The 13,002-nt window shown below is 46.7% G+C and carries 8 protein-coding genes; 5 read left to right on the forward strand and 3 right to left on the reverse strand.

The window, feature by feature from the left end; genetic code table 11:
- Nucleotides 1-9 precede the first annotated feature (9 nt).
- Entirely contained in the window at nt 10-1,869 is a 1,860-nt protein-coding gene (locus DFQ00_RS13310; protein WP_110896973.1) for a hypothetical protein, read from the forward strand.
- 151 nt (nt 1,870-2,020) lie between these two features.
- Here DFQ00_RS13310 and DFQ00_RS13315 read toward each other — a convergent pair whose 3' ends face one another.
- Both DFQ00_RS13315 and DFQ00_RS13320 read right to left on the reverse strand, forming a co-directional pair.
- A complete protein-coding gene (locus DFQ00_RS13315) occupies nt 2,021-2,872 on the reverse strand; it encodes a hypothetical protein (RefSeq protein WP_110896974.1) in 852 nt (283 codons plus the stop codon).
- Nucleotides 2,873-3,031: 159 nt separating this feature from the next.
- Nucleotides 3,032-4,495: a hypothetical protein gene (locus tag DFQ00_RS13320; protein ID WP_244213830.1), complete on the reverse strand. Its 1,464-nt coding sequence runs from the start codon at nt 4,493-4,495 to the stop codon at nt 3,032-3,034.
- A gap of 338 nt (nt 4,496-4,833) precedes the next feature.
- Here DFQ00_RS13320 and DFQ00_RS13325 point away from each other — a divergent pair, with 338 nt between their 5' ends.
- A complete protein-coding gene (locus DFQ00_RS13325) occupies nt 4,834-5,379 on the forward strand; it encodes a 50S ribosomal protein L25 (RefSeq protein WP_110896976.1) in 546 nt (181 codons plus the stop codon).
- Nucleotides 5,380-5,526: 147 nt separating this feature from the next.
- Here the strand turns inward: DFQ00_RS13325 and DFQ00_RS30155 are convergent, their stop codons facing one another.
- Nucleotides 5,527-5,649, reverse strand: coding sequence for a hypothetical protein (locus DFQ00_RS30155; protein ID WP_279630409.1), 123 nt, complete (start codon nt 5,647-5,649; stop codon nt 5,527-5,529).
- 48 nt (nt 5,650-5,697) lie between these two features.
- Here DFQ00_RS30155 and DFQ00_RS13330 point away from each other — a divergent pair, with 48 nt between their 5' ends.
- The 3 genes from DFQ00_RS13330 to DFQ00_RS13340 all read left to right on the forward strand — a co-directional run bounded on the left by DFQ00_RS13330 (nt 5,698) and on the right by DFQ00_RS13340 (nt 12,844).
- Nucleotides 5,698-8,064 (forward strand): ATP-binding response regulator, encoded by a 2,367-nt coding sequence (locus DFQ00_RS13330; protein ID WP_174812196.1) that lies wholly within the window; start codon nt 5,698-5,700, stop codon nt 8,062-8,064.
- Nucleotides 8,039-8,908: a response regulator gene (locus DFQ00_RS13335; RefSeq protein WP_110896978.1), complete on the forward strand. Its 870-nt coding sequence runs from the start codon at nt 8,039-8,041 to the stop codon at nt 8,906-8,908. Before DFQ00_RS13330 ends, DFQ00_RS13335 begins: the two co-directional genes overlap by 26 nt.
- A 210-nt stretch (nt 8,909-9,118) precedes the next feature.
- Complete coding sequence (locus DFQ00_RS13340) at nt 9,119-12,844, forward strand: InlB B-repeat-containing protein (protein WP_244213838.1); 3,726 nt, start codon at nt 9,119-9,121, stop codon at nt 12,842-12,844.
- The last annotated feature ends 158 nt before the right edge of the window (nt 12,845-13,002 follow it).

Genomic DNA, 13,002 nt, shown 5'->3' on the forward strand with positions numbered 1-13,002 from the left:
GAGATAGACATGCTGTTTTTGCTTCAACTTGTGATGGGCATTTTACTCATCGTGTCGATGGTCGGCTATATGCAGTTTGTCCGTAAAGTCATGTCCATCCGGTGGGAGTTTATTCCGATATTTGTGTTCTCGGCTATTGCCTGTATCGTCTATTTTGCCGGGTTGGCAGGGCAGCTCTTTCCGGGCAGTATAATTTTGCTGATGGGGGGATTGCTGCTGTTCAGAGGCGGAGTAATTCGAGCTTTGTATCAGAGCAAACGTGGGGCAGGGTCACTATCCTTTTCGTTATTTCAGCTAAGTTTCCTGAGCGGGGTCTTCATCTTTCTGATCATTCTGTTTCAGACGGAACTGACACACTACGATAATTTCTCACACTGGGCGATTGTCGTGAAGGATATGCTTAGCACCAATGCGTTTCCTACGCCGGACTCTGATCTGATTGAGTTTAAAAACTATCCGCTCGGCACCTCATCGTTTATCTATTATATTTGCCGGTTTATGGGACATGGTCAGCCGATCATGCTGCTGGCGCAGGGACTGCTGATCTTCTCATGTTTCTATGCGATGTTTGGAATTGTGTCGGAGAAAAAAAGATTTCTGCTGTATGCCTTCCTGGGATTCGGCTTGTCCACCTTGTCTTTTTTCAACCTGACGATTCGTATCACCAACCTGCTGGTTGATTTCCTGCTTCCGATCTATGCTTTGGCAATGATAGCCGCTATATACCAGTATCGTCATGATATTATGCGAGCTTGTCTCATCATTCTTCCGTTGGCAGGCATGTTAACCATTATCAAAAGCACAGGTATTATTTTTGCGGCCATCGGCTTGATTTTTCTTGTTTATATGTGGCTCGCTCACAAGCAACGCTCTAACTGGAAGGTGGGTCTTGCTGTACTTGGTACGATTGCAGGGTCACTGTTACCTTATTTCAGCTGGAGCTGGCGTATGGCAACGGTATTCCACGGGGTGAACAACAAGTTTGAGGGGGCTTCCGCAGCGCTTAAAGCAGGCAAAACAGCAGAGCAGAAGTGGGAGATTCTGGTGTTGTTCCTGAAATCCAGCGTAGATATCACGACCAGACCCGTGTTGGGTCTTGTTATCTTTCAGATTGCGGCGATTGCGGCCTCCATTGTGGCTTATGTGGTGCTGAAGAAGAAGTGGAATCTGTGGAAAGTACTGATTGCACTCGATGTAGTGGTTATCCTGTATTACGCCGGTATTTTGGCGCTGTATCTGTTCTCCATGCCACTGGATGAAGCGATCCGGCTGGCCGGGTATGAGCGTTATGCATCAAGTATTGTCGTTCTGTTCGCAGGTGGGTTGGTGCTCTGTGCTGCCGTAGATATTGAGCGTACATTTCATTATCGCATTGGTGAGGTGCCTGATCATCAGGCATTCAAGTCGGTGCAGTCCAAGAGGCGATACCAACAGGGAATTATCGCCTGTACGGCACTCGCCGCTACTACGCTTCTGTCGGAATACAATGGTATGATCTCGATTACCAAAACATATGATAAAACACTCCCATATGAAGTCCATACGGTGACGGGGGATCGTTGGTATACGGGCGGCAAGGAGGATATGAACCGATATCTGTTCTACGGATCAGATCGCGAGCAGCAGGTGACCAGCTATTACATGCAATATGTCGGTCGATATTTCCTGTACGCACCGAATGTGGACGGTATCGTGCTGTTCTACGAGGATAATATGGACAACTTGCTGAGTAATTACGATTACCTGGTGGTGGTTGAGACCGATCTTAACGCCAAATGGCTGCTGAAGAAACACTACGGCATTGATATGCAAAAAGGAATCTATAAAATCACCCGTTCTGGTGATCAAATTGTGCTGACGCTGACGTGAGTGTAAGCTTCTTTACGAAGTTGTCACCCATGCGGGGAAAATAAAATCGCGGTCTATGCCATGTTACATGGCTAGAGGGAGTAATAAATAAAGGCGCACTCACGGATTGTGAGCAGCGCCTTTATTATGGTGTGCTTATGTCAGGTTATCATTACTGTGATCCGAGCTTGCGGATAAATGCCTGTAAATTGTCTGTCAGGAACGTGTTGTTTGTTGAATTCAGCTGAGCGATGATATCCTGAACCGTACTGGCAAATGAGCTCAGACGAGTCGTATCCGCATGCTCAAATCTGTTCCGCGCAGGTAGACTGCCTGAGGGCTGAGTGGCTGCCTCACGATATTCCTTCAACCATTCCTGATTAGTAGATGCCTTCTTCGCAAAATCCGTAAGAATGCGGCTCCAGTCCTTCCCGTTTACAATGGCATCCTGAAGTTTATTGAAGGTATCAGGCTGGAACTTGCGCATCATGTAATTGAGGTCAACATAATCTTCCGGTGCACCTACAGGTTTTTGGGGCGGAGTGGCGTATTGGATTTGTTTGGTTTCAGGGTTGATCGTTCTTGTAGTGGAGATGGCTCCAATCTGACGAATTGTATCCATAAATGCTGCTGCCTGATCGCCCTTCATGTAGTTATCCGCTATGTATTTGGCTTGTGCAAGACCCAGTTCGAGTAATGCGGATCGTTGGTCTTCTTCTGTAACATCGGTAATGAAATTGGACTGAATGATGCCGTATACCGCCTCTCTCACCTCTGGAGACTGATCCTGGAGGGAACGCTCCAGCGATTCATTGATCTGCACGGTACCAAAATAGCGTGCCGCATGATTCACGACATCAGACGAGGCCAGCTGTCTGGAAGCGGTGCTGATCTCTACGGTATCTGTGTTATGGGACAAGTCCAATTTTCCTGAGACCATCGTTGGTTGATCTGCACGCTCTGTCGGTGGTCTGGATTGAATGTATGCTTTGAGATCAAACAGAGTTGTGTGTTGAACCTTCATTCATAAACACCCCTATTCGTAAAATGATTTCAATGATGATGTTCACATCATATGTGTCTCTTCTTGTTATCGGAATAATATTCCATATTTTGAATAGATATGGACTTAAAAAAGCAACGAACGGTTTCGTTAACCGCTCGTTGCTCTGCTCATTTCGATTTAACCGCCGTAGATACTGTATGCAAAATGATAAACAATATCTGAATCATTGGCACTTGGGCGATTCGTGACCTTCGCTGCCACGGCACAAAGATCATAATAGTGTGTAAAGCTTATAGCGCCAGGCAAGTATTGACTGAGGCTTCCAGCAGAAGGGGGGAGGGATAAGGTGGCGGTGAACTGTCCGCTGCTGTTGGTCATCACTTTGGCGCTTCGATAGCGATTGTTGCTGCTTTCAGACCAGGCATCATTGATCCAGATGACTTCGACTTCTGCATTGGCAACAGCGTAGTTATCCGAGGTTGCGGCAACGCCGGTTACTGTGAAGCTATTTCCTGTAATCCGATAGTAACGGCCATAAGCGTAAGAGGGATAATCGTTAGGGCCCCCGTTGGAGTTGTACCCTGTGATCACCACCTTATCTGCACGTAATACAGGTTGAAGATGCAGTGAATAGTTGTTATCCGAATAAGCGTTTGTTGTATAGACCTTTAAATAATACGTACCAGTACCGAGAGACACATTGCCGTTCACAACAGGCATCAGGGCCATGCGATTGTTGCTTAACGCACCATATAACTCTGCTTTGTATCCGTTTGTGGTAGAGGCCTGATCCAGCGTGATGCGCATGGCATCATAGTTTCTGCTTTCAGGAACGGTAATTTTGTACCAATCCTGGTCGATCTCCGAATTAATGGAGCGGGTTGCAAGTGTAGAGCCACCAGCGGCGATCGTGAGCGGATAGGCACGAAGTGCGTTCTCGTCTGTCTCATAGGCATCATACGTCGAGCTTGTGGAGACAGTCAGGATAAACGGCTCGTTAATGCTGCCGCCAACCTTGCCGTAGGCTTCTATTAAGTAAGCCTTGGCACTCGAGGTGTTATTCTTTGTGCCTACATTTTCAGATAAAGTTCGGGGTCCGGTTCCATCATTAATCAGGTATGTTCCATAGATGGAGTAATCAATTGGATTCGGATTTAAGTTGCCTGTAGACATATCAAATTCATATAGATAGAGATCATAGTCGAGCTGTGCAGATGCCGGATTATCCATCTGTACTTGCAGAATATGTCCGGGCTGTACATAGACAGGGTATAGGGTGGTGGAGGTTCCTTCCTCCTGTATGTAGCCCGTATATGTCGTTGTCTCTGCTGCGGCGGACGTGTTCACCGATTGTGGAGCGGAGAGCAGGCTCTGTTCCTTATGCATCTTGGAAGTGGAAGCGCTATTATTCAGGTTCACGGGAGCGTTGAACTGGTGCTCCTCCATTCTGGAAGAATCCAGTGCTGTGGGGGTCTGAGTCAGTTCAGTGATGATTTCCTTATCTGGCTGTACCACCTGCTCTGTGATGCGTTTCTCTGGCAAATCCATCTCATCAGCATCATTGTTAGCTGAAGCGTTGAAGCCAAAAGCAAAGGTAAGAAACAGATTCAGGACGATGACCATGGAGAGTGTCTTTTTCAAAGTGTAAACTCCTCTCTTCTTATAATTATTTGCTACAATTCTATAATATACCATTTATGTCGGGTTGTTAAGTGAAGAATTCTTGTCTGTGCATCTAGTAGTTGAATCGACAAAAGAAGATTTCTATGATAGGCTGTAGGCATCCCAAGGGCATTCTACTATTTCCAGTAGAGTGCCTTACTGTATATTTTGGGATTTTTACATTTAATGTATTACAAAAATTATTCGGTGCAGTGTGGAGGTGGTGATGCTATGTTTCTCTCTTTAGCCCCCTTAGGGGATCGGTGGTTGATGAAAAGTGTACCCAATATCATTGAATGCAGAGGAGCGAACATAGCATGACTACTTATATCCAAGCGGAGAACCGCATCAAATTAAAACCATCCAGGCTTCGGAAATTGCGCGAGTCTGGCCGTCTGCCAGCTATTGTTTTCGGAAGAAACACAGCAAATGAGATGATCCATATACCTTCAATTCAATTTCAGAAATGGTTGAAGCAAGGTGCATCCGGGTTCATTGAGCTGCAGTTTGAAGGAAAGCCCTCACTTACCGTGCTGCTGGAGGATCTGCAGCGTGATCCGGTTACAAAGGATTTGATTCACGTCGATTTTCAGCAGGTACAGACCGGTGAGGTGCTGCGCACGAAGATTCCTGTGAAGTTTAATGGAACCCCGGCGGGCACGAGGCAGGGCGGGGTTGTGCAGATTCAGCTGGCTGCCATTGAAGTCGAGGCGTTGCCAGGCCATTTGCCAGCAGTGGTGGAGTTTGATATTAGCGGCATGGAACTTGGAGAAACACTTCATGTGAAGGATGCCGCGTTTGCACCGGGAGTCACCGTTATTTCAGAAGGCAACGAATCACTTCTCTCTGTGGTTAAACCGTAATGCATAGCTCACCTAAACAATAGATTTCGATCAAGTCAACTTCATTCAAATTCAATGTAATACCTCAGCTAACCTAGCTGGGGTATTTTGATTTCCTTTTTATTCTGTTTTTATTCTTGTCTGCACCCGCTTTTTAACTTAATCTATCTAAATAAAATACTTGTGCTGAAAAGGGGGAGCAGCATGCCGCTCCTGTACTACGTTCAGACCTCTGTTATAGGTCTGATTATAACGCTCATTATCTGTATACATATGTACAGGCGTAATCATGAAAAGTCGGAGCTGCGAAATGTTTTTCTCGCGCTGTTGTTATCCAACATGTCCTTGCTATTGCTGGAGATGGTGCTGAACATGCTGACAGGTGCAGATTCAGCCCTTGCAGGCTGGCTCCTTCCGTTTGTGATCTGTTTGTTTTACATCCTGAATCCGGTGCCGGAGGCACTGTGGATATTTTATCTCGATGCCGTCATTCGGCGGAATGATCGGCAGGGCATGAGCAGGATCACAGCTGTCGTCATCTGTATGCCTATGGCCTTGAATATGCTGCTCTCCCTGGGTAGCTTGTTCGGGGATTATCTTTTCTATGTTGATGCTGATCAGGTATATCACCGGGGGCCGTATTTTTTGCTCATGCCCGCCCTGTGTTATATCTATCTGTTTTATTATGTCGGGCTGGTTATTCTGAAACGAAAACAAGTATCTCTGCAGGAATTCCGGGCATTGCTCTTCGCTGCGTTACCTCCATTGGTTGCAGGAGTGCTGCAAAGTATGTTTTTTGGATTAAGCGTGTTATGGGTTGCCCTTGCATTTTCACTGTTAATCGTCTATCTGAATTTGCAGAGTGAGCAGGTATACAAGGAACTGATTAAACTAGACAGGATGAAGGATCAGTTTCTGGCGAATACCTCCCACGAGCTGCGCACACCGCTTAATGGCATCATTAACATTACAAACTCGGTACTGGAGAATAACCATACTCTTGAAGATTCATCCCAGCAGCATAACCTTCGGACCGTGTTGTCAGAAGCGCGCAGATTGGATCGCCTTATTCACGATATTCTGGATATTTCCAGTATGCGAAGCGGAGGAATGAAGCTGGAAGCGCGAGCCATTGATCTTCATTCCATTGCTAATGCTTCTTTATATGTCATAAGTCAGCTGAATGACGGCAAATCTATTGAATTCGTTAATCACATTCCAACAGAAATGCCGGCAGTATATGCAGATGAGGAGCGTCTTTATCAGATTTTTTATAATTTGGTAGGCAATGCATTGAAGTTCACGCAGCAAGGGCATATTCGAACCGGTGCTATGCTTAAACAGGAGTATATCGAGATATGGGTACAGGACACCGGTATAGGAATTCCCCAGGAGCATCTGGAGGATATCTTTACGCCGTTCACCCAGTTGGATTCTACCGAAACACGGGAGGCTGGGGGTACGGGACTCGGACTATCCATTACCCAGACACTGGTTGAACTCCAAGGAGGAAGGATATGGGTTGAATCCAGGCAGGGGAAGGGAAGCACCTTTCGATTTACTCTTCCAGTGAGTAGGGAACGTAAGGAGAAGGTTTACGGGAAACAGCCGGCTACAAGCTCGGCCCCTCTTGGTCAGAAGCCCGTTTTAACGACCAAACGTCACAGAACAGAAAAGAGCTACTCTATTCTGGCCGTGGATGATGACCCGGCAAGTCTCGCAGCATTATTCCATGTGTTGGACAACGATGGATATGATGTGACCGCTGTTCCTGACGGAATGTCGGCGCTGGCCAAATTAGAGCAGAAGGCTCAGTATGATCTGGTCATTCTTGATGTAATGATGCCGAAAATATCGGGGTATGAGGTGCTTCGCACCATACGTGGACGTTTTCAACCATTAGATCTGCCTGTGCTGATGGTGACCGCAAGAGCAAGACCTGAGGATTTGCAGATTGGATTCGAGGCGGGAGCTAACGATTACCTGACGAAGCCATTTGAATCGCTGGAGCTGAAGTCGAGGGTGAAAACGTTGGTTCAGCTCAAAGAATCGGTGGGAAATCGGATATCTGCGGAGCTCTCATTCCTGCAGGCTCAGATCAAACCCCATTTTTTATTTAACTCGCTGAGTACCATCGCGGCACTTAGCACGGTAGATCCTGTAAGGGCGAAGGGACTTCTCTACGACCTGTCCGATTATTTGCGAGGAAGCTTTCGTTTTGACTCTGATGGCGAGTTCACGCCTCTTGCGAATGAACTTGCTACAGTGCGAGCCTATGTATCCATTGAACAGGAAAGGTTCCAGTCGAGACTTGATATGCAATATGACATTGATGAGAGTATCGAGTTGAAGGTTCCCATGCTGATCATACAGCCTTTGGTGGAGAATGCCATTCGCCATGGCATTATGACTCGAAATGCAGGTGGTTTGGTGCGTTTAACGGTTAAGCGTGAAGAGGATACAGCACTGATCCAAGTAGAGGATAATGGTGTTGGCATTGAACCGCAGCATCTGCAGAAGCTGTTGGATCAGCCGGGAACCCGATCTGGCGTCGGTCTGATGAATATTCAGCGCAGATTGATTTTACATTATGGTATTGGCATGCATATCTGGAGTCAGACGGGCGAAGGCACATCGGTTACACTTCAAATACCATTGAACACGGGGAGGAAGGCAGACGATGATCAGAGCCATATTGCTGGATGATGAGCCTATTATCTTGAATGAGTTAGCCTCACTGCTTGAGACCGATGAACGAGTTGAGATCATCGGCACCTATACAGACCCTCTCCAGCTGCTGCAGGAGATTCCAATGTTAAAACCGGACTGTATCTTCCTGGACATCGAAATGCCCGGAATGAGCGGAATCGAGCTGGCAGAGCAGCTGGGTGCCGACAATATAGCGGCAGAGATTGTTTTTATTACCGCCTACAATCATTATGCTGCACAGGCCTTTGATGTAAGTGCCATCGACTACCTGCTCAAGCCGATTCGCCCGGAGCGAATCCGTAAAGCGGTAGACAAGCTGGTCAAGCTGGCTTCCCAGAAGCCTCAACCACTTCATGGAAGGTGGGCTATTCACAGTTTCGGTCCGTTTGAAGTAAAGCATGGTCAGATGTCCATAAAATGGGCTCGGTCCAAGTCGCGAGAGCTGCTTGCTTATTTTTTGCAGCATGAGGGGCGCTGGTTGTCCAAGTATAAGCTGTGTGATGATCAGTGGGGACATTATGAGCCTGAACGGGCATTGGCATATTTGCAAACCTCGTTATATGCCATGCGTAAAAACCTGAAGGCTGCGGGCTGCACCGAGTTAAAGATTGAATACGCCAATGATCGGTACATTTTGCGGGTGTTAGACGCGGATTGGGATCTTCGGACCTTTGAGTCAGCCCTGCGCCAGTTTGATCAGACTGCTTCAGATGAGGCGAGAGGGCAAGCGCTTGCGGTCTATCGTGGTGAATATCTTGAAGGCGAAGACTGGTTATGGTCCGATATTACGAGAGAAACCTACAGGAGGCAGGTACATCAACTCAAGAAGGCTGCGAAATAACCTGGAATTAATATATCCTTTCAGTTGTACGTTATAAAGAGTTAACCTTGACTGTATAACACACCCTTTATCCAAGACAGGGATCTGCAGAATATGTAGATTCTTGTCTTTTTTTGCGAGTGTTTTGCGAGTGGCCTCCTATAGAATGGGCATCAGACATGATGGACAAATTCAGAGAGCAGAGAGGGGAACAACGGAATCGTGAACACAATGAAAAAGTGGCTGAGCCTAACCATGATTATGGTGATGATGCTGAGTTTGTTTGGTGGATGGGGGACAAGCGTCCAAGCGGAGCCTGTGGAATATGTTGCAGTAAATACAGCAACGATAAAGCAGTATTGGGATTTATCAGAGGCTTTAAATGAGGCAACTGACGGACAAACAATTCAATTGATTGCTAACGTTTCAACAGAGAGCAACATTGCGTATGATCGGACGGGAGTAAGTGTAACACTGGACTTGAACGGCTTCAACTTAACCCGGGATGCTTACGGCTTAGGTGGTGACACACAAGAAGCCTCAACTATTTTTGCCAAGGCAGGAACATTGACCATTCAGGATAGCTCTGCTGGAGAGAGTGGTTATATCAAATATGTTAACAGCTCGAGTTCGGGATCTGGCTTGAACGTGGGTCAGAATGGAAAGGTTAAGTTGCTCTCAGGCGGTATTATTGGAGCGGGACAAGGCGTGTTTGCTCACGATCCAGGAGCACAATTCGAGATGAGCGGAGGGGTTGTATACGGTTATTTCGATGCGGATGGATCTGAAGCATTGGATGCAGGGATGGGAGCATATGTAACCGTATCTGGTGGATACCTTGGAACATACAACAAAAATGCTGCGCTCATCTGGAGTGGAAGTACACTGGACCCACAATATTGGAGTATTACCGGTGGATACTTCACTTCAAATTACTATAATGATGGTGCTCAAAATTTAATTCAAAATTTTGTAACGGACGGTGTAGTGACTGAACTTATTCCGACCGTGAAGCACGCTATGTCAGGGGATACCGAGTACAGATACCATTTGACAACACCACGTAAAATTACTTTTGATGCTAGTGGTGGTCAAACAGATACCTCAAGCCTGAAAACGAATGGTTCAGGTAAGCTTGAAACTTTACCTTTGGCAAGTCGGGAGGATTTAACGTTTAAAGGTTGGTATACCGCTAGAACCGGTGGAACCAAAATTACAACGGATTACATCTTCAACACGGATACCGTTGTATACGCACAATACAGTGAGGAAAATCTCGAAAAGGAGACTAAACCTGCGGCAAGCATTAACTATATCTATGAAAGCCTGCAAGGTTTAGCTCCTGGAGCCATCTACCTAGTTAACAATAACAGCATCACGGCAGACTCATCCGGTGAGATAGCCATTGATGAAAGCTGGTTTAATACTACGCTATCCATTGTGAAGCAAGGCGTCCCCGGCAACACGCAGGATAGTGACCCACAGGAATTGGACATCCCAGCGCGACCGAAAACACCTTCTGTCGGCCATACAGACGAAGCGACGCTGAATGGAAAAGACGGCACGATTACGCTTGTGGACAGCACGATGGAGTACAAGTCTCGTAAAGCAGAGGTTTGGGGAAATATCACAGGCAGTCGTGTGACGAATCTTAAACCTAATGAATATATCGTACGGATCAAGGCCACGGAGACATCGTTTAAATCGGATTATGCGCTGGTCGATATTAAACCGCTTTATCCAATCGAATTCTACCTTAATGATGGAACTATTCTGAGTGGTGATGTGAAGGGATATCATCCAGGGATTGATCTGACATTACCTACACAGGTTTCCTTAACTGGAGCAAGGTTTGCAGGGTGGTATAGAGAGAGTGATTTTTCGGGAGAGCCGATTACCCAGATCAGTTCGGGGACCGAGGGCAAGGTTAAGTTATATGCGAAGTGGACCAATTCATTCACCTTTTATTATAACGACGGTGACCGCAATGTTTATGATGTACAGGATGAAGTCCTCCATGGGGGAACCTTGACTATGCCTGAGCCGCCGACACGTGACGGGTACACCTTTGTTGGCTGGTACAAGGATACTGCTCTGACGAAGCCATGGCAGCTGAATGAACAAGTATCTGCGGATACGAAGCTCTATGCACGTTGGGAGAAGCAGGTATACAGCATTGAAGGTACGGTCATTAATGATGCAAATCCGTTTGTAGCCGTGCCCGGTGCACAGGTGAAGGTTGTACAGGGAAATGTGCAGTTTGGCAGCACAGCTGTTACAGATGCAAACGGGCACTTTATGGTTACGGGCGTACCGAACGGCACGTATAACCTTGTAGTCACTAAAGGAGATCAGTTGGTTACCTTGATTGTCGTTGTGAAGGGTGGCAACTTTAATTTTGGAGACCAGTATATTATCCTGCCAGAAGGCAAGAAGAACACGGCTCTTGAAGTGAAGGGTACAAATACACCTAGCGTTGTAGTAGACAAGCTGAATGATCTGTTTAACGATTCTGCGTCATTCACTGCCGAGGATAAGACTCAGGTGGATCTGGGTGGAGCTGTGAAATTCAAGCTGACGGTAGAGAAGCAGGAAGCAGGCGCTGCGGTCGGTGCTTCGTCTATTCAAGCTATTGCGGGCAATCGGGTCATTGATATGTATCTGGATATGTCTTTATTTAAAACGCTGACGGATAGTGTGACTCAGAACGATACAACAGTACCACTTCCAACGCTGGGCAAGCTGCTGAAAATCATCGTTCCCGTGGACCTCACAGGCAAAAATGATGTGGTATTGTATCGTTATCACGAAGGTACAGCTGCGAAAATGAATCAACTGCCGTATTCCACTACGATGGCAGCACAAGAAGGATTTATGATTGATCCTACGGATAAAGAACTAACGATTTTCTCTCAGAACTTCTCGACGTATGCGATTGCATACAGCAATGGTAGCAATGGAGGCAATACAGGTGGTGGCGCAGGAGGAAGCAGTGGTGGTGCAGCATCCAGCGGTGTTAGCTACACCGTGACCGTAACTGGCTCGCAAGGAGGAACGATCTCTCCAAATGGAACAGTGAAAGTAGCACAAGGTGCTTCGCAGACATTCCTGTTCACACCGCAAGAAGGTTATATCGTGGCGGATGTTCTGGTTGATGGCGTGAGTGTAGGTGCTGTCTCAAGCTACACGCTCAGCCAGGTGAAGGCTGCACACAGTATTCAGGTAGTGTTTGCCAAAAAACAAGGTGATACCCAGAATGCTGCCAACGCTGGCCTGCCTTATTACTACACTTCAGATAATCAGAAGCTGTTCATCGGCTTTGCTGCTGACGATTCGGGAATGATGAAGTATATTGCTCCATCATGGGCTAACGTGCTATTCCAGCCTAACCCTAAGGCGTTTACAGATATTGCTGGGCATTGGGGTGCATCTCCGATTCAGTTTGTGACAGAGCGTGAGATTTTCCTGGGCACAGGCAAACAGCAATTCTCGCCAAATACAGGCATGACACGAGCTATGCTGGCAACGGTCATCGGGCGGATGTACGAACGTAGCTACGGTCCGCTTGAGACAAAAGGAACGCGGATATTCACGGATACTCAGTATGATAGCTGGTATGGTGCTTATATTGATTGGGCGTATCAAAATGGAATTATTCAAGGGGTTGGCGGCGGTAAATTCGAGCCAAACCGCACAGTGACGAGACAAGAGCTGGCCGCGATGTTCTATCGCTTCGCTGATTTCCTGAAGCTGAAGGATGCAAACACATTGAGCCAAGCACAACTGACGTATTCAGATGCTTCCAGTATTGCTGCTTGGGCTGAACAGGCTGCAATGTACATGCAGGAGACTGGCATTATGACCGGACGTGCAGGCGCAACCTTTGCTCCGAAGAATGTAGCTACACGGGCAGAAGTTGCGGCAATGTTCAAACGGTTCATCGAGCATGTTTTGTAGAAGCAACAACGTTACCGATTGTGAATGAAAACGGATGTTAACCAACAGAGTGAAATAAACAGGCTACGTGGGCTGATCGTCCACGTAGCCTGTTTGTATTGCTTCATAATTTAGAATAAAATATTTCTCATCCGTGGAAGAAAATATAGAAAATAAGC

Origin of the sequence: Paenibacillus barcinonensis (assembly GCF_003217495.1) — a bacterium.
GTDB lineage: Bacteria > Bacillota > Bacilli > Paenibacillales > Paenibacillaceae > Paenibacillus > Paenibacillus barcinonensis.